Genomic DNA, 21599 nt, shown 5'->3' with positions numbered 1-21599 from the left:
GCCCAATCAAGGAGAGCCTCCTTTATGAATAAAGCTTTTGCATTACCCGTTATCCACAGCGGCAACGGTAGCCTCGAGCAATACATTCATACTGTCAACAGCATTCCCATGCTTACCGCCGAAGAAGAAACACAACTGGCCGAACGTCAACAAAAAGGCGATCTCAACGCCGCCAAACAGCTTATTCTGTCCCATCTTCGCGTCGTCGTATCCATTGCACGCGGCTACGACGGCTACGGCCTCAACCAAGCCGACCTGATTCAAGAAGGCAATATCGGTCTGATGAAAGCCGTCAAACGCTACGAACCAAGCCGCGGCGCGCGCCTGTTTTCGTTTGCCGTACATTGGATTAAAGCCGAAATCCACGAATTCATTTTGCGCAACTGGCGTTTGGTCCGCGTTGCCACCACCAAACCGCAACGCAAACTGTTCTTCAACCTGCGCAGCATGCGTAAAAACCTGAATGCCTTGTCTCCAAAAGAAGCGCAAGAAATCGCCGACGATTTGGGTGTCAAATTGTCCGAAGTCTTGGAAATGGAGCAACGCATGACCGGTCACGATATCGGCATCATGGCAGAAAACAACGATGACGAAGACAACTTTGCCCCTATCGACTGGTTGGCCGACCACGATGCAGAGCCTAGCCGTCAGTTGTCCAAACAAGCCCACTACGCCCTGCAAACCGAAGGTCTGCAAAACGCCTTGGCGCAACTGGACGACCGTAGCCGCCGTATCGTTGAAAGCCGCTGGTTGCAAGACGATGGCGGTTTGACCCTGCACGAATTGGCTGCCGAATACGGCGTATCTGCCGAACGCATCCGCCAAATCGAAGCCAAAGCCATGCAAAAATTGCGTGGTTTCTTGGCAGAAGAAGCAGAAGCCGTTTAAGCCTTTCATGATAAAAAGGCCGTCTGAATCTTTTCAGACGGCCTTTTCGATGGCAAACCTTATTGCATCTTCTCCCCCAACACATTCATTTTAAAGCCCACTTAAGCTATAATACCCACCACACACACTACCCAGTCATACCATAACCATGCAACTTACCGTCGTCGGACTCAATCACCAAACCGCGCCCTTGAGCATACGCGAAAAACTGGCATTTGCAGCTGCAAATCTGCCGGATGCCGTGTCCAACCTCGCGCGCAGTGAGGCGGCGGAAGAAGCAGTTATTCTTTCTACCTGCAACCGCACCGAGCTTTACTGCGTCGGTGAAACCGAAAAAATCATCGACTGGTTGGCGCAATATCACGACCTGCCTGCCGAAGAAATCCGCCCTTACCTCTATACCTTGGATAATAATGAAACCGTCCGCCACGCCTTCCGTGTCGCCTGCGGTTTGGACTCCATGGTCTTGGGCGAACCGCAAATTCTCGGTCAAATCAAAGATGCCGTCCGCGTTGCGCAAGAACAGGAAAGCATCAATACCCACTTAAACGCCCTGTTTCAAAAAACCTTTGCCGTTGCCAAAGAAGTGCGTACTGACACTGCTGTCGGCGAAAACTCCGTCTCCATGGCTTCTGCATCGGTCAAAATGGCAGAGCAAATCTTCCCTTCCATTTCCGATCTGAACGTTCTCTTTATTGGCGCAGGCGAAATGATTGAACTGGTGGCCACTTATTTTGCCGCCAAAAATCCCAAGCTCATTACCGTTGCCAACCGTACACACCAGCGCGCGCAGGAATTGTGCGACAAACTCGGCGTCAACGCCGAAGCCTGCCTGTTGAATGAATTGCCCGATATTCTTCACGATTACGACGTGGTCGTTTCTTCCACCGCCAGCCAACTTCCCCTCGTCGGCAAAGGCATGGTTGAGCGCGCATTGAAAAAACGCCACAACATGCCTGTTTTCCTTCTGGATTTGGCCGTTCCGCGCGACATCGAAGCCGAAGTCGGCGAATTGGAAGACGCATATCTCTATACCGTAGACGACATGATGGACATTGTCCAAAGCGGTAAAGATGCGCGCAAAAAAGCAGCGGCGGCGGCTGAAAGCATGGTGGAAGAAAAAGTCAGCGAATTTATCCGCCTGCAGAAAAACCGTCAAAGCGTTCCGCTTATCCGCGCCTTGCGCGACGAAGGCGAACGTGCGCGCCGCCAAGTATTGGAAAATGCCATGAAGCAACTGGCAAAAGGCGTGTCGGCCGAGGATGTCCTCGAACGCCTCTCCATCCAGTTGACCAACAAACTACTCCACTCTCCGACACGCACGCTCAATAAAGCCGGCTCGGACAACAGCGAATTAATCGATGCCGTGGCGCAGATCTACCATTTGGATCAACACGACTGACCACAATGTAAAGGCCGTCTGAAAGAAGCAAACCGACCGACAGGTCATATTCCAAAGTTTTCAGACGGTCTTAAAACAATAAAATCCCAATTATCATTTTTTCATTTAAAATGAAATGCTTGAAAAAAAACCGTTAAAGTGTAAAAATCCTACCTTATACATTTAAACAACATTCAAACAATAAAACTGCCTGCCGGCTCAAACGCATGCCGACAATACGATAGGCGCCGGCAAAAGGAACTTTCGTGAATATTAAAACAAACACATATCTGGCCCTTGCTGTCCTCTCAGCTTCCCTTCTTTCAGGTTGCGACAAAGTCAGCACCTTTTTTGGCAAAGACGAAAACAAAGAACTTGTCCAACGCATAGAAACCAATACTGATGACGGAAAGGTCGGCATGTTGTTGCCCGACTTCGCCCAACTGGTGCAAAACGAAGGACAGGCAGTCGTCAATATTCAAGCGACACCGGCGAAACGCACTGCGACACCGGATGACGACCACAGCATGGATCTGAGCCAATTCCCCGACAACGATCCGTTTTACGAGTTCTTCAAACGCCTTGTTCCCAATATGCCCGACATGCCGCAAGAAGATACCGAAAGCGACGCTTTGAATTTCGGTTCCGGCTTTATCATCAGCAAAGACGGCTATATCCTGACCAATACCCACGTGGTTGCCGGCATGGGCAATATCAAAGTCCTGCTCAACGACAAACGCGAATACACGGCCAAACTGGTCGGCTCAGACGCCCAATCCGACGTTGCCCTCTTAAAAATCGAGCCGCAAGAAGACTTGCCGGTTGTCAAAATCGGTAATCCGAAAGATTTGAAACCGGGCGAATGGGTAGCCGCCATCGGCGCGCCTTTCGGCTTTGACAACAGCGTAACCTCCGGCATCGTCTCCGCAAAAGGCCGCAGCCTGCCGAATGAAAACTACACGCCGTTTATCCAAACCGACGTTGCCATCAACCCCGGTAACTCAGGCGGCCCATTATTCAACCTCCGCGGCCAAGTAGTCGGCATCAATTCGCAAATTTACAGCCGCAGCGGCGGTTTCATGGGCATTTCATTTGCCATTCCGATTGATGTTGCCATGAATGTGGCCGAACAATTAAAAGCCAACGGCAAAGTCCAACGCGGTCAATTAGGCGTGGTTATTCAAGAAGTTTCTTACGATTTGGCCAAATCTTTCGGTTTGGACAAAGCAAGTGGCGCGCTGATTGCCAAAATCATGCCAAACAGCGCGGCACAACAAGCCGGTTTGCAGGTTGGCGACATCGTACGCAAAGTTAACGGCGAAGAAGTCCGCGCTTCCAGCGATTTGCCTGTTATGGTCGGCTCGATTATGCCGGGTAAAGAAGTGACTTTGAGCATTTGGCGCGGCGGCAAACAAACCGATGTCAAAGTAAAACTTGGCAGCGCAGCCGAGCAAACGGAAACTTCTGCAAAAGAAGCCGAACACCCACAACATGAAGGCAGCCATGACGGATTTACCGTTGAAAACGCAGGCGTTACCCTGCAGGTTGAAAACGCAGACGGCAAACAACGCTTAATCGTTCTGCGCGTTAGCGGAGCGGCCGAACGTGCCGGCCTCAAACGCGGCGACGAAATCATTGCCGTCAGCCAAATCAGCGTCAATGACGAATCCACTTTCCGTAGCGCATTGGAAAGCTCAGGCAAAAACGTACCGCTTTTGGTACAACGCGATGGCAATACTTTGTTCCTTGCGCTAAATCTGCAGTAGTCCGATTTTTCAGACGGCATGATGATGTGTTAAATGATAAAATACCCATCTGTCAAAGGCGGTGGGTATTTTGTTATCCGTCTTCCAATTTAGGCCGTCTGAAAATATTTTACCGCTTATATACAATATAATTATGCAACTTATTAATTATTCAAATTCTATTTTATCTATCGTCCCGGCAGCCATTGCGCTCGCCTTGGCCATTGCCACACGCCGTGTGTTGCTGTCCCTGGGTGTCGGCATTATCGTCGGCTCATTCCTGCTGGTAGGCGGCAATCCAGTCGATGCCTTGGTTCACTTAAAAGACATGGCGATCAGCCTGACTTGGGCGGACGGCGATTGGTCTTTGGGCAAACCCAAAATCCTGCTCTTTTTGGTGCTTTTGGGGATTTTCACTTCCCTGCTGACGCATTCCGGCAGCAACCAAGCATTTGCCGATTGGGCAAAACAGCACATCAAAGGCCGTCGCGGTGCGAAGCTGCTGACCGCCTGTCTGGTATTCGTTACCTTTATTGACGACTATTTCCACAGCCTTGCCGTCGGTGCGATTGCCCGCCCTGTAACCGACAAATTCAAAGTTTCCCGCGCCAAACTGGCTTATATCCTTGACTCCACTGCCGCGCCGATGTGCGTTTTGATGCCGGTATCCAGCTGGGGCGCATCGATTATCGCTACTTTGGCAGGCCTTTTGGTAACTTACAACATTACAGACTACACACCGATGGGCGCATTCGTGGCCATGAGCCTGATGAATTACTACGCCGTCTTCGCATTGATTATGGTGTTTGTCGTTGCCTGGTTCTCCTTCGACATCGGCTCTATGGCCCGTTTGGAACGCGCCGCTTTGAACGAAATTCATGATGAAACCGTTGAAACAGGCCATCCCAACGGCCGTGTATTTGCACTGATTGTGCCGGTTTTGGTACTGATTGTCGCTACTGTTTCCGCCATGATTTACACTGGTGCGCAAGCTTCTGAGACCTTCTCTTTGCTCAGCGCATTTGAAAATACCGATGTGAACACTTCCCTGGTGTTCGGCGGTACTTGCGGCGTATTGGCCGTCATCCTCTGCACCATCGGCACCATCAAAACCAGCGATTACCCTAAAGCCATTTGGCAAGGCATCATCTCTATGCGCGGTGCCATTACCATCTTGATTTTGGCATGGATTATCAGCACCGTTGTCAGCGAGATGCACACCGGCGAATACCTCTCCACTTTGGTGGCAGGCAATATCCACGCAGGCTTCCTGCCCGTGATTTTGTTTATGCTCGCAGGCGTGATGGCCTTCGCTACCGGCACAAGCTGGGGCACATTCGGCATCATGTTGCCGATTGCCGCCGCCATGGCCGTCAAAGTCGAACCTTCGCTGATTATCCCTTGCATGTCTGCCGTAATGGCCGGTGCCGTATTTGGCGACCACTGCTCGCCGATTTCCGACACCACTATCCTCTCTTCTACCGGCGCACACTGTAACCACATCGATCACGTTACCTCGCAATTCCCTTACGCGCTGACCGTAGCCGCGTCTGCCGCCTCAGGCTACCTCGCACTGGGCATGACCGGCTCTGCACCTTTGGGTTTTGTGGTAACCGGCATCGTGATGGTTATATTGATTTTTATCTTGAAAGACAAGAAAAAAGCAACTGCCTAATTCAAAACCAATATTCAGACGGCCTGAGATATTCCTACACTCTCAGGCCGTCTGAACATAACGATTATCCAATATATACATTATTCAGGACAAAACAATGAATACGCCTCATCTTCCACGCGGCCCAGTCATGGCCGATGTTGCCGCCTATCATCTGACCGAAGAAGAAAAACAACGCCTGCTCGACCCTGCCGTCGGTGGCGTTATTTTGTTCCGCCGCAACTTTGAAAACGTTTCCCAGCTCAAAGCTTTGGTTCAAGAAATCAAAGCCGTCCGTACACCTGAACTCATCATTGCCATCGACCACGAAGGCGGACGGGTTCAACGTTTTATTGACGGTTTCACCCGCCTACCGGCCATGAACGTATTGGGCGAAATTTGGGACAACGAAGGCAGAGAAGCCGCCTGCGCCCAAGCACAACAAGTCGGCTGGGTTTTAGCAACCGAACTCTCCGCCTGCGGTATCGACCTATCCTTCACGCCTGTTTTGGATTTGGACTGGGGGCAATGCGCCGTCATCGGCAACCGCAGTTTCCACCGCGACGCCAACATCGTTACCCAGCTTGCCCTTGCCCTGCAAAAAGGACTGAACAAAGGCGGCATGAAATCTTGCGGCAAACACTTCCCCGGCCACGGCTTTGTCGAAGGCGACAGCCATCACGTCCTGCCTTGTGACGAACGCAGCCGCGAAGCGCTAGAAGCTGCCGACCTTATCCCCTTCCGCGCATTGAGCCAAGCTGGCATGGCGGCAGTGATGCCTGCCCACGTCGTGTACCCGCAAACCGACAACCAACCTGCCGGTTTCTCCGAAAAATGGCTGAAACAAATCCTGCGCCAAGAAATCGGATTTAACGGCGTTATCTTTTCAGATGACCTGACCATGGAAGGCGCATGCGGTGTCGGCGGTATTAAAGAACGCGCCCGCCTTTCTTTTGAAGCAGGCTGCGATATTGTACTGGTATGCAACCGTCCCGATTTGGTAGATGAATTGCGAGACGGTTTCCACGCACCGGCAAACGCCGATTTGGCAGCACGTTGGCAATACATGGCCAACACATTGACCGTACAAGAAGCTGCCGACATCATGGCAACCGAAGAATTCCAAGCTGCCCAACAGGCAACTGCCAAACTGGCAACGCCAAAAGACATCGCAGGCGGTATCAAAGTCGGCGAAGCATTCTGATTCAAGGCCGTCTGAAACATTGACGGCAAATAAAAAAGGAAGACTTTTTCAAGTCTTCCTTTTTTTGATTCAAACCGATTAGCGGTGTTGTGGATTGTAACGGCTTTCCAATCGCAGGAATACCCAACCCAAAAAGCTTGTCAGCACCAAATAAATCAGCGCGATTGTATAAAGCGGCTCTTCATAGACAGAATAGCGGCCGGTAATCGTGCTTTGTACATAAGCCAACTCTGCCACGCCGATGACGGAAAGCAATGAGCTGTCTTTCAACAACGTAATAAACTCACTGGCCAATGGCGGCAACATACGGCGCAAAGCTTGCGGCAAAATCACATAACGCATCGCCTGAGTATAGGTCAGACCCAAAGAACGCGCAGCTTCCATTTGGCCTTTATCAATCGACTGGATACCGGCACGGAAAATCTCACAAATATACGCACCCGAGTTCGCAATCAAAGCCAAAGAACCGGCAATCAACGCACCATAAGAACGGCGCAAATCAATGGCTGCTTCGCCGCTAATCAATACACCGTCGGCCGGATGAACGAAAAATGGGAACCAAACATAAGCCCAAATCACAATTTGTACAAACAATGGCGTACCGCGAAACAGCGTAACATACCAAAAAGAAATCTTACGCAACACCCAAGCCAAGGCACGCATCGGCACACCGGCTTTTTCCGGATTAATCAAACGCGCCAATGCCAGCAGCAAACCCAAAACCGAGCCACCTGCCGTTGCAACCACCGTCAGTCCCAGCGTTGTCAACACGCCGTATAAAAACATCCAGCGGTATTCATAAATAATGTCAAAACGAAAATCCATAACCCTTCCGTCGGTCAAAATCGGTAACTAATCCGAATATTTTTTAAAATGAAGTTTGATATTTTACAAGAAAATACATTGTTTGAACGGTTTTTTGTTAAATTATTCCGCCCAACCCTGCTTTTTTTACATTTCCAATGAATTGCAGCCCCTTTTCACCTTTGCTCATATAGGACATTTTCCGTATAAAAAACAAAGCGCAAACCCGACACAAAATTGACCGAAACACAAAAACAGCGGATAATCCGCCCATTCTTCAAACATCTTTCAGACGGCCTTCCCTCTTCCCTTAAAGGCCGTCTGAAAACATTTTAAAAAGCATAAAACATGAAAGCACCCGAACTCTTATTACCGGCAGGCGGCCTCGAACGCATGCGCGCCGCCTACGATTACGGCGCAGATGCCGTTTACGCCGGCAGCCCGCGTTACTCCCTGCGCGCCCGCAACAACGAATTTGCCAAACTCGACGTTCTCGAGCAAGGCATTAAAGAAGCGCACGAGCGCAACAAAAAATTCTTCCTGACCGTCAATACGCTGCCGCACAACTCCAAACTCAAAACCTTCGTTTCCGATATGGAGCCCTTGATTGCCATGAAACCTGACGCGCTGATTATGGCGGATCCAGGTTTGATCATGACCGTGCGCGAAAAATGGCCGGAAATGCCGATTCACCTGTCCGTACAGGCAAACACCACCAACTACTGGGGCGTGAAATTCTGGCAAAACATCGGTGTCGAACGCATCATCCTATCGCGCGAATTGAGCATGGAAGAAATCGCCGAAATCCGCCAAGAATGCCCCGACATCGAACTCGAAGTCTTCATTCACGGTGCATTGTGTATCGCCTACTCCGGACGCTGCCTGCTCTCCGGCTACTTCAACCACCGCGACCCCAACCAAGGCACCTGCACCAACTCCTGCCGTTGGGATTACAAGGTTCACAACGCCACTGAAAGCGATGCGGGCGACGCCCAGCTTCTGCAAGGTTTCAACTTTGAAAAAGCCCAAGAAGAAGCCAACCAAAACTTTGAAGGCATCAACGGTCAAAAACGCCATCCCTACGCCGACAAAGTTTTCCTGATTGAAGAGTCCAACCGCCCGGGCGAAATGATGCCGATTATGGAAGACGAACACGGCACCTACATCATGAACTCCAAAGACCTTCGCGGCATTGAAGTGGTTGAGAAACTGGCCAAAATCGGCGTAGACAGCCTCAAAGTCGAAGGCCGCACCAAATCGCTCTATTATGTTGCACGCGTGGCCCAGTCCTACCGCAAAGCGATTGACGATGCCGTTGCAGGCCGTCCGTTTGATTACAGCCTGTTGAGCGAACTCGAAGGCCTGGCCAACCGCGGCTACACCAGCGGCTTCCTCGAGCGCCACCAAACTCAGGATTACCAAAACTACCTGACCGGCCACTCCATCGCCAAACAAAGCCAATATGTCGGCCACGTTACCGAAATTGATGAAAACGGCTGGGCAACCATCGAAGTCAAAAACCGCTTTGCAGTCGGCGATTCACTCGAAATCATCCATCCGAGCGGCAACCAAACCATCAAATTGGAACAAATGACCCGCAAAGGCCAGCCTGTCGATGTTGCACCCGGCAACGGTATTCAGGTCAAAATCCCCAATATGCAGGGCAAAGAAAAAGCTTTGGTTGCGCGGATTATGAATCCTTAAACGTCAACAAAATAAAGGCCGTCTGAAAGTTTCAGACGGCCTTTTTAAATGATCTATACTGTTTTAAGCCTGTTCTTGCAATACAGCGGCAATCAATTCTTCCGCACCATCATCTGCCAGTTTTTTGGCGACTGCGCGACCCAAGGCATCGGCGTATTCGGCAGGGGCTTGCGCGTCCGCCTGCAAAATGACCGAACCATCAGGATGACCGACCAAGCCGCGCAAAGTCAGCAAGCCGTTTTCTTCAGTGCAATATGCGGCCAGCGGTACTTGGCAGCTTCCGCCCAAAGCGCGCGCCAACGCACGTTCGGCCGTAACGCAGGCGTGTGTGGTATCGTGGTTCAAAGGCTTTAAGATTTCGTATAAATCTTCGCGATGCGCTGCAATTTCAATACCCAATGCGCCTTGTCCGGCGGCAGGCAGACTGTCGGATTCCGACAAAATCATGCGGATGCGTTCGTCCAATTCCAGACGCTGCAAACCGGCGGCAGCCAAAATAATCGCGTCGTATTCGCCGTTATCGAGTTTGGACAAACGGGTTTGCACATTACCGCGCAAAGGTTTGATAACCAAATGCGGATAGCGCGCGCGCAACTGGGCTTCGCGGCGCAGGCTGGATGTGCCGACAATGGCGCCTTTGGGCATTTCTTCCAAACGCGCGTATTGGTTGGACACAAACGCATCAAACGGATTGGCGCGTTCGCCGATGGCCGCAAGCGCGAAACCTTCAGGGAAATCCATCGGTACGTCTTTAATCGAATGCACGGCCAGGTCGGCTCGACCATCATACAAAGCCTGTTCCAACTCTTTGACAAACAAGCCTTTACCACCGACTTTTGACAATGTTCTGTCCAAAATCTGGTCGCCGCGCGTGGTCATGCCCAAAATCTCGACTTCGCAATCGGGATACAGGGCTTTCAGACGGCCTTGGATATGTTTTGCCTGCCACATGGCAAGCAGGCTTTCGCGACTGGCGATAACGAGTTTTTTCGGGTTCATAATGGTTGCCTGAAAGATGGAAAACGGCATGAAGTCTATCATAATTCTGAAAATGAGCGCTATTGAAAAGACTGTCTTCTTTTTGTGCCATTTTTACTTCTTTTAATTGCAATGAGAAGCATAAATTTAATATGCATAAAATATCAAATGGAGTAAAAAAGTTTAATTTTTATGCTAAAATCTTAAGCGAAGTGCAAGGGTGTATTTCTTATCATTGATGATAACTAGTCTATTTTTTAACTTTATGGTACCTATTATGAAAAATGTAAGTAAGTTAAATAAAAATACAAGCATGAAATTATCTACGGCAGCGGTCGTACTTCTTTCTGCATTGGGTGTTTCTACGCTTGCTAATGCAGCAGATGTTTTTATTAGTTCTAGTCCTGGAACTGAAGCGGCTAAGACAGGTCTCTCAAAAGATATTGCTGTTGGCCTCAATGCTAGAGCTAATGAAAATAATACTGATGTTTCAGTTGGTGGAGCTACTTCAGTAGGTGTTGACACGGTTGCAAAAGGCAAAGGTGCTACCTCACTCGGTTATGGAGCTAGTTCTAATGGAGATTATGCTTCGGCTCTTGGTAATCAAGCTAATGCTACAGGGCTAGCTACAACTGCTGTTGGGGTATCCACCCAAGCAACAGGCGCTTATTCTGTTGCTGTAGGTTCAAATGCTAAAGCTACAGGCGTAGGGGCTGTAGGTATTGGTTTGGCATCTACAGCGGGTACTGGAGCAACTAAAAATTTTACTGTATCTGTCGGTGCATATTCAGGTGCTGATGTAGAAAATGGCGTTGCATTAGGTTCATATTCTAAAGCGACTGTTAATAAAGAGGCTGTAGGATATGATCCGTCAACTCAAGCTGCTACAACTGAGACAAGTGCAGCTTGGAAAGCTTCACATGCTGCGGTTTCTGTTGGTGACGTTGACAACAATATCACCCGTCAAATTACCAGCGTTGCTGCGGGTACAAAAGATACTGATGCAGTGAACGTGGCTCAATTGAAATCTTTAGACGGTAAAGTTGAGAAAAACAAAACCGATATTGCAACTAATAAAGCCGATATCGCAACCAACAAAACCAATATTGCAACTAACACGGGTAATATTGCGACTAATACAGCTAATATTGCGACTAACACGGGTAATATTGCGACTAACACGGGTAATATTGCGACTAACACGGGTAATATTGCGACTAACACGGGTAATATTGCGACTAATACAGCTAACATTCAGACTAACGCGAATAATATTGCGGCGATTAACACTCAATTAGCGGATAATAACGATTCCATCAATGAATTGCGTGGCAATGTAAACCTCTTAAATAAAGACTTGAGAGGCGGTGTTGCGAGTGCGATTGCTCACGCTTCTGTTCCTCAATCCACCAAAGCCGGTGCTATCGGTGTGGGCGTGGGTACCGGTTTCTATGGTGGTCAATCTGCGGTTTCTCTTGGTGTGTCCGGTGTTACCCCTAATGAAAACTGGGTGTTTAAAGCCAGCGTTTCTACCAACAGTCGTGGTAACTACGGTGTGGGTGCCGGTGCGTTTTACCAATGGTAATAAACCGTTAATCCCGAGTTAATCGGAGCATAATAAAAAAGCCATTCTGAAATAGAATGGCTTTTTTGTTGCGATGAGGAATTATGCTAAGATTTTATCTAATGCTTTGCTGACATCTTCTACTTTTTGCGTGCCGTCTAAGCGGAAATATTGGGTGTTGCCCGCTTTGGCTTCTGCTTGGTAGTAATCCACTAATGGTTTGGTGGTGTTGTGATACACTTTTTTTGGGCGGTTTTTCAGACAGCATGAGGGTGAATATGTTATATTTACGCCTAAAAACCCAATTTTCCGGACAACATGAAACGCGCCAAACAATATCCTTTTTTATCCTTACAGCGGCAACGTTTTCATCTAAACTTTGAAAACGCCTCTTCCGCCGCCAACCTTCCGAGCGAACGCGATTTTTACCGCTGGACGTGGTCTGCCTTAAAAAACGAATACCGCCGCGCAGACATCAGCCTGATTCTTCTGGACGAAGAAGAAGCCCGCGCTTACAACCGCGACTACCGCGGCAAAGATTACGCCACCAATGTCTTGAGTTTCGCGCTCAACGAAGGCGAAATCCTGCCCGACCAGTTTTCAGACGGCCTGTATGGCGATTTGGTGATTTGTCCGCAAGTGGTTTTGAAAGAAGCCGCCGAACAAGGCAAAACACCCGAGCAGCATTTTGCCCACCTGACCATACACGGTACTTTACACCTGATGGGCTACGACCACATCGAAGACGATGAAGCCGAAATAATGGAAGCCGAAGAAATCCGCCTGATGCTGGCGGCAGGCTTCCCCAACCCCTACCAAGAGGACGAATATTAAAATGGACGGTACGCAGTCGAAGCCCAAATTTTTCGAACGCCTAATCTCCCGACTTGCCGGCGAGCCCGACTCCGCCGAAGACGTATTGACCCTGTTGCGCCAAGCACACGAGCAGGAAGTTTTTGACGCCGACACACTGACCCGGCTGGAAAAAGTATTGGACTTCGCCGAGCTGGAAGTGCGCGATGCGATGATTACGCGCAGCCGCATGAACGTATTGAAAGAGAACGACAGCATCGAGCGCATCACGGCCTACGTCATCGAAACCACCCATTCACGCTTCCCCGTCATCGGCGAAGACAAAGACGAAGTTTTGGGTATTTTGCACGCCAAAGACCTACTCAAATATATGTTCAACCCCGAGCAGTTCCACTTGCAATCCGTCTTGCGCCCTGCCGTTTTCGTTCCCGAAGGCAAATCTTTGACCGCCCTTTTAAAAGAGTTCCGCGAACAGCGTAACCACATGGCGATTGTCATCGACGAATACGGCGGCACATCCGGCTTGGTCACCTTTGAAGACATCATCGAGCAAATCGTCGGCGAAATCGAAGACGAGTTTGACGAAGACGACAGCGCCGACAACATCCATGCCGTTTCTTCCGAACGCTGGCGCATCCACGCGGCTACCGAAATCGAAGACATCAACACCTTCTTCGGTACGGAATACAGCAGCGAAGAAGCCGACACCATCGGCGGCCTGGTCATTCAAGAGTTGGGGCATCTGCCCGTACGCGGCGAAAAAGTCATCATCGGCAGCCTGCAATTTACTGTTGCACGCGCCGACAACCGCCGTCTGCACACCCTGATGGCCACACGAATTAAAGAAAACACGGATAAACCATGATTATTCTGGATCACGTTTCCAAACACTATCAAACGCGCGACAAAAAAGACTTTGTCGCCGTCGAGCCGACCAGCCTCGAAATCAAACAGGGTGAAATCTTTGGCCTGATGGGCTACTCCGGTGCAGGCAAATCCACCTTGTTGCGTCTGATTAACTTATTGGAACGTCCGGATACAGGTACCGTCAGCGTGTGTGGCCAAGAACTGACCGCGCTCAACGCCACGCAACTGCGCCACGCCCGACAAAACATCGGCATGGTGTTCCAACAGTTCAACCTATTGAGCAACCGTACCGTTGCCGAAAACGTCGCTTTTCCTTTAAAAATTGCCAAATGGCCGTCTAAAAAAATCCAAGCGCGTGTTGAAGAATGTTTGAAAATCGTCGACTTGCAAGACCGTGCCAACCATTACCCGTCCCAACTTTCCGGCGGTCAAAAACAACGTGTCGGCATTGCCCGCGCGCTGGCGCCGCAACCTCAAGTCATCCTCGCCGACGAACCCACTTCCGCCCTCGACCCCGCCACTACGCGCAGCGTTTTGAAGTGTTTGGAAGACATCAACCGACGTTTCAACGTAACCATCGTCATCGTTACCCACGAAATGAGCGTTATCCGCCGCCTGTGCGACCGTGCCGCCCTCTTAGACAAAGGCCGTCTGTTGGAAATCGTTGAAGTACACGGCAACCAAATCCATGCCCAATCCGAAATCGGGCAAGAGCTGATTCAAGAGGACTAATATGGCAAATTTGACATTTGAAAGTGCTGTTGAGACCATCGTCAGCATGAAGGGCGAAATTATCCAAGCCTTGGGCGAAACCTTTATTATGGTCGGTCTATCGACTACTTTCGCCGTTATCTTCGGTACGATTTTGGGCGTATTGCTGTTTGTGACATCAAGTCATCAGTTGCACTATAATAAACAGCTGAATTTATTTTTGGACAATCTAGTCAACCTGATGCGCGCATTCCCTTTCGTCATCCTGATGATTGCCATGATTCCTGTTACACGCGCCATCATCGGCACGACCATCGGCCCGGTTGCCGCCTCATTGGTATTGAGCGTATCCGGCCTGTTCTACTTCGCCCGTCTGGTCGAGCAAAACCTGCGCGAAGTGCCCAGAGGCGTGATTGAAGCGGCCTCCGCAATGGGTGCTTCGACCATGAGCATCATCTGTAAAGTGCTTTTAAATGAGGCGCGTGCAGGTATGGTTTCCAGCATTACCGTACTGGCTATCGGCCTTCTGTCGTACAGCGCGGCAGCAGGTATGATTGGCGGCGGCGGTTTGGGCGACCTTGCCATCCGTTACGGCTACTACCGCTATCAAATGGAAGTCATCATCTTCATCGTCGCCATCCTGGTTTTACTCGTTATCCTGATTCAAGGTATCGGCAACAGATTGGCACGCAAACTGGATAAACGTTAAACAAACCAGGCCGTCTGAAATGGACTTACTATTTTTCAGACGGCCTGTTATCTATTTAGAACATATTAGGATATATATATTCCAAATAAGTTTACAAAAAACATCCTCATATTTCCAAAATAGATTTACAATCCCTCTTTATTTTGACGGCGGCAGCTTGAGGCCGTCTGAAACCGCTTTATCATCCATCAGGAGCAAAATATGCAAATCAACACATTCTTCAAAACCCTTTCAGCCGCTGCGCTCGCCATCGTACTGGCTGCCTGCGGCGGTCAAAAAGACAGCGCGCCTGCTGCTTCTGCCGCTTCCTCTGCTGACAACGGCGCAGAGAAAAAAGAAATCGTCTTCGGTACAACCGTCGGCGACTTCGGCGATATGGTAAAAGACCAAATCCAACCGGCTTTGGAGAAAAAAGGCTATAAAGTCAAACTGATCGAGTTCACCGACTATGTCCGCCCCAACCTTGCTTTGGCTGAAGGCGAATTGGACATCAACATCTTCCAACACAAACCTTATCTGGATGACTTCAAGAAAGAACACAAACTGGACATCGTTGAAGCCTTCCAAGTACCGACCGCACCTTTGGGCCTATACCCTGGCAAACTGAAATCTTTGGATGAAGTGAAAGACGGTGCCAGCGTTTCTGCACCTAACGACCCATCTAACTTTGCCCGTGCATTGGTTATGTTGAACGAATTGGGCTGGATTAAACTGAAAGCCGACGTTGATCCGCTGACTGCTTCTAAAAACGATATTGCCGAAAATCCAAAAAACATCCAAATCGTAGAGCTTGAAGCCGCCCAACTGCCACGCAGCCGTGCCGACGTTGACTTTGCCGTCGTTAACGGCAACTACGCCATGAGCAGCGGCATGAAACTGACTGAAGCCCTGTTCCAAGAACCAAGCTTTGCCTACGTTAACTGGTCTGCCGTCCGCACTGCCGACAAAGATAGCCAATGGCTGAAAGATGTAACCGAAGCCTACAACTCTGACGAGTTCAAAGCCTACTCACAAAAACGCTTTGCCGGTTATAAATATCCTGCTGCATGGGGTGAAAACGCAGCTGCAGGTGCTCAAGCCGAAGCTGCTTCTACTGCTTCTGCAACCAAATAAGTAACTTTTTGAAAAAGGCCGTCTGAACATTCAGACGGCCTTTTTCTATTGATTATCTATTCCCAAAACTTGAAACAAGTTTTTTGATTAACGCCAAATACTTACACAATTCCCTTTTTAAACCAAATCAATATGTTTTAAAAAAGTTCAATAAGGAATCATGTTTTTATTCAATATAATCAATCACTAAATGAATTATTCTACTTTTTTATAATATTCACTAGTAATGTTCCGCTTATCCTGATATTATACCGTTCATCTAAAGACATCCGGTTATCTGCATTACAGACCGTTCATCTGAATTACTTCAAACCACTTTGTCGGATTTTCCTATAGTATGTTGTGTTTCTCCGTATCGAAGGGGTTTGAGCGGTCGAAATACCGTATTGCTTAGATATTAAAGCTTCGTGCTTTGAAATGAGTGAATTTTTGTTTTAAGTGTCGTAATCTCTTGCTAATTACTCCCAGCTGCAAGAGTTTCAGGGTTGCCCCCTTGGGCAGCCCTTCTTTTTTATCTTCCATTTTTTCAGCAATCAAGCCTTCCCTGCCCTATACACATAGTCAAAATCGCAGGCAAGGCCGCCCTTCTCCTCAACTTCCAATCTTCTTCAATTCATTATTCGGCATTACCAGCCAAACCTGTGCCTTTTTAACTTGAGCCGCAGTACGGATGGCCGCCTCATCCATAATGGAGAACGCTGTAGAAAAGGCATCGGCAACCGCCGCACTCTCCGCCATGACGCTCATGCTTTTATAACGCGGTTGGCTTCCGCCTGTACGCGGATCAAAAAGATGGGTAAATTTGCCAGCTTCGTCCATTACCGTGCCATAGCCGCCCGATGTGGCAAAGGCTTGGTTTTTCATGGCAATGGTGGTCAGAATTTGGTCTTCTTGGTCGGGATTGCGAATGCTGACATTCCACTCGCGCTGGTTGGCATTATCAAAGCCGTAAATCTCCCCCATATCAATCAATGCCTGGGTAACGCCTTGTTGCTTCAACAATTCGACAACCTTGTCAGTGATATAACCCTGCGCAATGCCGTTGAGCGACAAGCCCATGCCTTTTTGGGCAAAACGGATTTCTTTGGTATCAAAATCGACTTTGTTGAAATCCACTAATTTGAGCGTGTCTTTGATACTGCGTTCGGATGGCAGCGTTTCGGTTTTGGGGTTTCGCCTGAAATGGTCGGCATACAGATTCCACAATGGCTGAATGCTGGGATCAAATGCACCCTGCGTCAGCTGATGGATATCTCGGCTGATGCTGAGCAGCTGCAAAAAATCGGATGGCGGATTTTTCAGACGGCCTTCTCGGTTTAAACGGCTGATCAGGCTGTCGTCCCGATACAGGCTGAATATTTTTTCCAATCGTGAAACTTCCGCCAATACTTTGTTGACCAGTATTTCCGCCTGCTTGCGCTCAACGCCGAACAAGCGCAATTCCGCGCCCGAACCCAACGCAATGCCTCTCCAAATAACTGGCTGCTCTTCTTGATTCGGGCTAGTCGGATGAGTCGGCTGATTGGTTTTGCGGCTGATGGCAAAGGGAATGCCGACGCCGGCGGCAAGTGTGGCGGCGATGGCAAGGAAACGGCGGCGCGTTAACGGGGTGGACATAAAGTATTCCTTGGATTTTTTATCTTTACATTGAAAGCCGCATTCATTAAATCATCAATCGGCAGCTTCCAACACAAAGGCCGTCTGAAACTGTTTCAGACGGCCTTTTATTGATTATTTTATTTAAAAATGTATTCGTCGGGCATCTCTGCAAAACCGACTACTCTGCCGCCTTTTTCTTTGGCGAATTTTTCAGCCTGAGCCTTGTCGGCAAACGGAAGCGCGTCTTCCGCACCCATACCGCCGATAAAGCTGCTTTCGATGACGTAATAGGCTTTTTTCGCATCTATCCATTCGGCGTCGGCATTGGGTTTTTCCCAATCTTTGACTTTGCCCATATCGGTAACATAGATGGCATGAATGCCTTTAGGCTCTTCGGGCAGCTTGGTATAGCCGAACATCTGCTTGATGGTGGAAAACCAAACCGGTTTGTCAGGTTTGCCATTCAAGAAGATTTGCGCTTTAGGGCCGTTGTGTTCGGTCAAATTCATGCTGCAGTAATGACCGACTGCGCTGTCGCTGATTTGTTGGGGCGTAGGCGGAGGGGTATTTTCCTCTTTGCTACAAGCAGATAAAGCAATGATGGTGAATGCTGTAAATAATATTTTTCTCATATTTGTCTCTTTCCGAAAATCCAGGCGGCTAAGACCAAAGGAATGATAACCCATAATACCTGCGCCGTCAGCAAAACCGGCATAGTCAGGCTGATTTGATCGCTCAAACCGGCCATACCTGCGTACATGGCGGTGTTTTCATAACCGGTCAGGTTGAGCAGACGGTAAATGTCGGAAGGATTGAACAAGAGAATGGTTTCCACAACAGGCGCGGTAATGACTTGTTCAGTATCGGCAACCAAAATACCCAAAAGCGCCATATCGAAAATCACCACAAAAAACAGCCATACGCCGATGGCGATACCGGCGGCGGTACCGCGTTCTTTGACTTTCGCGCTGATCAAATAACCCATAGACAAAAAAGCTGCACCAAGAATCACACTGGCAACAATCAGGAGGGCAAAAGGCTTCCATGCGGCAAGGTCAAAGCCGCCGTTGGCAAGCTGGAGGGTAATGCCTGCCAATCCGTAGCCTGCCGTAGTAGCAAGGGCAAGGATGATGAGATGGCCGATAAATTTGCCGGCAAGGATTTGGTTGCGCGAAATCGGATAGCTCAACAACAGCGCCATCGTGCCGCGTTCGATTTCGCCAATCAGCGCGTCATAAGAGAGCAACATCGCAATCAGCGGAATCAGGAAAATCGACAGACTGGAGAGGCTGACAACGGTAACGGTCAACGGATCGACTTTGACTGTGCCGGTGGGCGAGCTGCCCAGGAAACCCAATGACAGGGCAAGCGCGGCAAGCAGGAGCGCGGCGGCGAGGACCCAACGGTTGCGCAGGCTGTCGCGGACTTCTTTGCCGGTAATAATCCAAACGGGGTTCATACGTCTTCCCTTTTTAAGAATTGTGCGTACATATCGTCAAGTGTCGGGGTATGGATATCGATATAGGCAAGGTTGCCCAAATCGCCCAATTCGCTCAAAAGTCCCATACGCTCTTCGGCTTTACATTGCGCTTTATACGACAGGCCGTCTGAAAGCGGCTGCCAACGCTCGCTCAACGGACGCGCTTCTTTCAAACGGACATTGACGGTCAACGGCAAACCACTTTGGACATGCAGCTCATCCATGCTGCCATCGGCAACTTTCACGCCGTTTTTCATGACGATAATGCGGTCGGCGTGGCCATCGAGTTCGGCAAGCGCGTGCGTGCTGAGCAATACGGTTGCACCGCGTCCATTCAGCTCGCGCACGACTTCGTAAAACATTTGGCGTGAAGCCGGGTCAAGGCCCGTAGTCGGTTCGTCAAACAATAAGACTTTAGGCTCGCCCAATAAGGCTTGTGCCAAAGCGAGACGTTGGCGCATACCTTTGGAGTAAGTGCCGACACGGCGGCGTGCCGCTTGAGAAATGCCGACGCGTTCCAACAACTCACGGTTTTTACTCAAGGGCTGTTTTTTCAGCTTGGCATAGAAATCCATGGTTTCAATGCCAGTCAATGAAGGATGAAGCGCGACGGTTTCAGGTAGGTAGCCGATTTGGCTACGAAGCAGTGCGCCTTCCTTGCTGCCGGTACGCTCGCCCAGCAACATGACTTCGCCTTCGGTCGGCGTAATCAGGCCGAGTATCAGCTTCATGATGGTGGATTTGCCTGCACCGTTATGCCCTGCCATGCCGACGCTTTCGCCTGCTTTGAGGACTAAATCGACTTGGTTGACGGCTTTTTGACTGCCGAATTGTTTAGTCACGTTTCTTAATTCGACGTGGTTGGTCATGAATAATTCCTTTGTGCCGTTTCAGACGGCCTCATTCAAAAGGCCGTCTGAAAACATGTTTAATTCAAAGATCCGTTTTCGGCATTACTCCAATTGGATTGGCGCGTATTGGCTTCGTGCAACAGCTCATCCTTCATGGCTTCGTATTTGGTACTTGTTTTGTTGCTGATCGGTTTCATCAATGGCTTACTGTCGATGACGCCGCCCGGCAAAATAGCGGGGAACTGCGATTGCGCCCATTTGACAATACTGACGGCAGGACTGTTCATCAGCAAACGGGACACGGGAGCGCGCCAAATGATTTGATCGATGATGCCGTTCGGTCGATAGGCGTTGTCGCCAAAACCATCGCCATCAAGATCGAATGCGCTGTTGTCGCTCCAATAATTGCCTCGTCCGCCCTCTCCCCAATCAAGGAAACGGGTGCTGACGTATTTGACTTGGCTTTCGTTGTTGATAAACGAATTATTGAACAGGCTTGTGCCTTCAATGGCCGCGGTAAAGTGAATACCGATTTGACAGTTTTCAAAATGGTTGTCAAAAATTTTATTGAAGTTGGCGTTATAGGCGAATACGCATTTACCGGCTTTGTTGATAATATTGTCGTTAATATCGGAATAGTTGACGTAATTGAGCATGATACCTTGGTCACGGCTGCCCACGGCGATATTGCCATACACTTTAAGACGCTCTGAGAACATCAACACATAGCCCATATTGTTGCCAACGGAGATGTTGTTGCTAACCTCGCTGTCGTTGGTGTACATATAATGTACTGCAAAACGCAAATCGCTGAAACGATTGCCTTTATAGGTATTGTTTGTACTGGTATTGGAGAAAATACCGTCACGGCCTTTGGAAATATCGTTGTCGACTACTTGCGCACCCGGCGCATTCCAAACCGTTACGCCATTACCGCGCTCATTCACGCGCAATGTAGCTTCCCCGACAATCTTATTTTCGCGCACCATCGATTCTGCCGCTCCATGGATGTACACGCCGACAGAGTTGTCCAAGACATTATTGTGTTCAATCAATGCACGCGGAGCCGTTTCCTCAAGATAAATCCCTGCATCCATGGCCGGCAGGCTCAAGCCTGAATTGGAAACAGTCAGATTACGCAGGGTCACGTCAGGTGCATGAACGGCAATGGTACGCCCGCTCCTGTCGCCAATAATCTTGGCGGAGCGGTCAGTCGGACCTTCAATGGTAATCGGTTTGTCGATATAAAGTTTGGTCTTGTATGTACCGGAGGCAAGCTTGAGCGTATCGCCAGCTTGGGCGCGCGCTAAAGCATCATTGAGATTGTCTTGTGCGGATACGTTGATGACTGCGGCAAAGGCCGTCTGAACCATACTGCCCAACAGCAATACGAATGCGGCACGTTGCCATTTGGAACGATGGGATGGTGTATGCGTCATAATCATATCTCAATTTCAGACGGCCTGTTTTCTACATGATAAACATATGCAGAAACAGGTATTTTGATGTTATAGCAAAGCTGTCTGATGATGGT

The 21599-nt window shown here is 49.3% G+C and carries 20 protein-coding genes; 12 read left to right on the top strand and 8 right to left on the bottom strand.

From position 1 onward, the window contains the following. Nucleotides 1–24: 24 nt before the first annotated feature. From rpoH to nagZ, 5 genes are all read left to right on the top strand, one after another. A complete protein-coding gene (gene rpoH / locus FAH66_RS00890; protein WP_004519690.1) occupies nt 25–888 on the top strand; it encodes an RNA polymerase sigma factor RpoH in 864 nt (287 codons plus the stop codon). Nucleotides 889–1036: 148 nt separating this feature from the next. After that, entirely contained in the window at nt 1037–2290 is a 1254-nt protein-coding gene (hemA, locus tag FAH66_RS00885; RefSeq protein ID WP_003684306.1) for a glutamyl-tRNA reductase, read from the top strand. Between the two features lie 245 nt (nt 2291–2535). Further along, complete coding sequence (locus tag FAH66_RS00880) at nt 2536–4035, top strand: DegQ family serine endoprotease (RefSeq protein ID WP_003684314.1); 1500 nt, start codon at nt 2536–2538, stop codon at nt 4033–4035. Nucleotides 4036–4168: 133 nt separating this feature from the next. Beyond that, a complete protein-coding gene (locus tag FAH66_RS00875) occupies nt 4169–5689 on the top strand; it encodes a Na+/H+ antiporter NhaC family protein (RefSeq protein WP_137040235.1) in 1521 nt (506 codons plus the stop codon). Nucleotides 5690–5786: 97 nt separating this feature from the next. Further along, entirely contained in the window at nt 5787–6872 is a 1086-nt protein-coding gene (gene nagZ, locus FAH66_RS00870) for a beta-N-acetylhexosaminidase (RefSeq protein ID WP_137040233.1), read from the top strand. Between the two features lie 78 nt (nt 6873–6950). Here the strand turns inward: nagZ and FAH66_RS00865 are convergent, their stop codons facing one another. Beyond that, the gene (locus tag FAH66_RS00865; RefSeq protein ID WP_070606779.1) at nt 6951–7697 is read right to left on the bottom strand and encodes an amino acid ABC transporter permease; all 747 of its coding nucleotides are present in this window, start codon (nt 7695–7697) and stop codon (nt 6951–6953) included. 327 nt (nt 7698–8024) lie between these two features. Between FAH66_RS00865 and trhP the strand changes: the two genes are divergently transcribed. Next, nucleotides 8025–9380: a prephenate-dependent tRNA uridine(34) hydroxylase TrhP gene (trhP, locus tag FAH66_RS00860; RefSeq protein ID WP_049350962.1), complete on the top strand. Its 1356-nt coding sequence runs from the start codon at nt 8025–8027 to the stop codon at nt 9378–9380. A gap of 63 nt (nt 9381–9443) precedes the next feature. On the opposite strand, the gene hemC is transcribed toward trhP, so the two are convergent. After that, nucleotides 9444–10379, bottom strand: coding sequence for a hydroxymethylbilane synthase (gene hemC, locus FAH66_RS00855; RefSeq protein ID WP_137040231.1), 936 nt, complete (start codon nt 10377–10379; stop codon nt 9444–9446). A 256-nt stretch (nt 10380–10635) separates the two neighbouring features. Here hemC and FAH66_RS00850 point away from each other — a divergent pair, with 256 nt between their 5' ends. Continuing rightward, a complete protein-coding gene (locus FAH66_RS00850; protein ID WP_244284956.1) occupies nt 10636–11943 on the top strand; it encodes a YadA family autotransporter adhesin in 1308 nt (435 codons plus the stop codon). An 81-nt stretch (nt 11944–12024) separates the two neighbouring features. On the opposite strand, the gene FAH66_RS00845 is transcribed toward FAH66_RS00850, so the two are convergent. Further along, entirely contained in the window at nt 12025–12162 is a 138-nt protein-coding gene (locus FAH66_RS00845; RefSeq protein ID WP_003684388.1) for a hypothetical protein, read from the bottom strand. Nucleotides 12163–12240: 78 nt separating this feature from the next. Between FAH66_RS00845 and ybeY the strand changes: the two genes are divergently transcribed. From ybeY to FAH66_RS00820, 5 genes are all read left to right on the top strand, one after another. Continuing rightward, entirely contained in the window at nt 12241–12756 is a 516-nt protein-coding gene (gene ybeY / locus FAH66_RS00840; RefSeq protein ID WP_137040227.1) for an rRNA maturation RNase YbeY, read from the top strand. 1 nt (nt 12757) lies between these two features. Further along, a complete protein-coding gene (locus FAH66_RS00835; RefSeq protein WP_137040225.1) occupies nt 12758–13600 on the top strand; it encodes an HlyC/CorC family transporter in 843 nt (280 codons plus the stop codon). Further along, complete coding sequence (locus FAH66_RS00830; RefSeq protein ID WP_137040223.1) at nt 13597–14334, top strand: methionine ABC transporter ATP-binding protein; 738 nt, start codon at nt 13597–13599, stop codon at nt 14332–14334. The genes FAH66_RS00835 and FAH66_RS00830 overlap by 4 nt, the downstream gene beginning before the upstream one ends. A 1-nt stretch (nt 14335) precedes the next feature. Continuing rightward, entirely contained in the window at nt 14336–15022 is a 687-nt protein-coding gene (locus FAH66_RS00825; RefSeq protein ID WP_049329551.1) for a methionine ABC transporter permease, read from the top strand. A 201-nt stretch (nt 15023–15223) separates the two neighbouring features. Beyond that, nucleotides 15224–16135 (top strand): MetQ/NlpA family ABC transporter substrate-binding protein, encoded by a 912-nt coding sequence (locus tag FAH66_RS00820; RefSeq protein ID WP_167480298.1) that lies wholly within the window; start codon nt 15224–15226, stop codon nt 16133–16135. 591 nt (nt 16136–16726) lie between these two features. Here FAH66_RS00820 and FAH66_RS00815 read toward each other — a convergent pair. From FAH66_RS00815 to FAH66_RS00795, 5 genes are all read right to left on the bottom strand, one after another. Next, nucleotides 16727–17752, bottom strand: coding sequence for an FAD:protein FMN transferase (locus tag FAH66_RS00815; RefSeq protein ID WP_137040221.1), 1026 nt, complete (start codon nt 17750–17752; stop codon nt 16727–16729). A gap of 119 nt (nt 17753–17871) precedes the next feature. Further along, nucleotides 17872–18366, bottom strand: a complete 495-nt coding sequence (locus FAH66_RS00810) for a nitrous oxide reductase accessory protein NosL (protein WP_137040219.1) — start codon at nt 18364–18366, stop codon at nt 17872–17874. Beyond that, nucleotides 18363–19193: an ABC transporter permease gene (locus FAH66_RS00805; RefSeq protein ID WP_003684339.1), complete on the bottom strand. Its 831-nt coding sequence runs from the start codon at nt 19191–19193 to the stop codon at nt 18363–18365. The genes FAH66_RS00810 and FAH66_RS00805 overlap by 4 nt, the downstream gene beginning before the upstream one ends. Then, a complete protein-coding gene (locus FAH66_RS00800) occupies nt 19190–20083 on the bottom strand; it encodes an ABC transporter ATP-binding protein (RefSeq protein ID WP_137040217.1) in 894 nt (297 codons plus the stop codon). Before FAH66_RS00800 ends, FAH66_RS00805 begins: the two co-directional genes overlap by 4 nt. Nucleotides 20084–20142: 59 nt before the next feature. Next, nucleotides 20143–21504 (bottom strand): nitrous oxide reductase family maturation protein NosD, encoded by a 1362-nt coding sequence (locus tag FAH66_RS00795; RefSeq protein ID WP_372340627.1) that lies wholly within the window; start codon nt 21502–21504, stop codon nt 20143–20145. Nucleotides 21505–21599: the final 95 nt, after the last annotated feature.

It is taken from the genome of Neisseria subflava, assembly GCF_005221305.1.
GTDB lineage: Bacteria > Pseudomonadota > Gammaproteobacteria > Burkholderiales > Neisseriaceae > Neisseria > Neisseria subflava.
This window is presented reverse-complemented; position numbering and strand designations above follow the sequence as displayed.

What these genes read in the sequence shown, in the direction of transcription:
- FAH66_RS00850 (WP_244284956.1), top strand. Translation starts at nt 10,636, where the DNA reads ATGAAAAATGTAAGTAAGTTAAATAAAAATACAAGCATGAAATTATCT.
- nagZ (WP_137040233.1), top strand. Translation starts at nt 5,787, where the DNA reads ATGAATACGCCTCATCTTCCACGCGGCCCAGTCATGGCCGATGTTGCC.
- trhP (WP_049350962.1), top strand. Translation starts at nt 8,025, where the DNA reads ATGAAAGCACCCGAACTCTTATTACCGGCAGGCGGCCTCGAACGCATG.
- rpoH (WP_004519690.1), top strand. Translation starts at nt 25, where the DNA reads ATGAATAAAGCTTTTGCATTACCCGTTATCCACAGCGGCAACGGTAGC.
- FAH66_RS00875 (WP_137040235.1), top strand. Translation starts at nt 4,169, where the DNA reads ATGCAACTTATTAATTATTCAAATTCTATTTTATCTATCGTCCCGGCA.
- FAH66_RS00800 (WP_137040217.1), bottom strand. Translation starts at nt 20,083, where the DNA reads ATGACCAACCACGTCGAATTAAGAAACGTGACTAAACAATTCGGCAGT.
- FAH66_RS00865 (WP_070606779.1), bottom strand. Translation starts at nt 7,697, where the DNA reads ATGGATTTTCGTTTTGACATTATTTATGAATACCGCTGGATGTTTTTA.
- FAH66_RS00805 (WP_003684339.1), bottom strand. Translation starts at nt 19,193, where the DNA reads ATGAACCCCGTTTGGATTATTACCGGCAAAGAAGTCCGCGACAGCCTG.
- FAH66_RS00830 (WP_137040223.1), top strand. Translation starts at nt 13,597, where the DNA reads ATGATTATTCTGGATCACGTTTCCAAACACTATCAAACGCGCGACAAA.
- hemC (WP_137040231.1), bottom strand. Translation starts at nt 10,379, where the DNA reads ATGAACCCGAAAAAACTCGTTATCGCCAGTCGCGAAAGCCTGCTTGCC.
- FAH66_RS00825 (WP_049329551.1), top strand. Translation starts at nt 14,336, where the DNA reads ATGGCAAATTTGACATTTGAAAGTGCTGTTGAGACCATCGTCAGCATG.
- FAH66_RS00795 (WP_372340627.1), bottom strand. Translation starts at nt 21,504, where the DNA reads ATGACGCATACACCATCCCATCGTTCCAAATGGCAACGTGCCGCATTC.
- FAH66_RS00810 (WP_137040219.1), bottom strand. Translation starts at nt 18,366, where the DNA reads ATGAGAAAAATATTATTTACAGCATTCACCATCATTGCTTTATCTGCT.
- FAH66_RS00820 (WP_167480298.1), top strand. Translation starts at nt 15,224, where the DNA reads ATGCAAATCAACACATTCTTCAAAACCCTTTCAGCCGCTGCGCTCGCC.
- hemA (WP_003684306.1), top strand. Translation starts at nt 1,037, where the DNA reads ATGCAACTTACCGTCGTCGGACTCAATCACCAAACCGCGCCCTTGAGC.
- FAH66_RS00835 (WP_137040225.1), top strand. Translation starts at nt 12,758, where the DNA reads ATGGACGGTACGCAGTCGAAGCCCAAATTTTTCGAACGCCTAATCTCC.
- FAH66_RS00815 (WP_137040221.1), bottom strand. Translation starts at nt 17,752, where the DNA reads ATGTCCACCCCGTTAACGCGCCGCCGTTTCCTTGCCATCGCCGCCACA.
- ybeY (WP_137040227.1), top strand. Translation starts at nt 12,241, where the DNA reads ATGAAACGCGCCAAACAATATCCTTTTTTATCCTTACAGCGGCAACGT.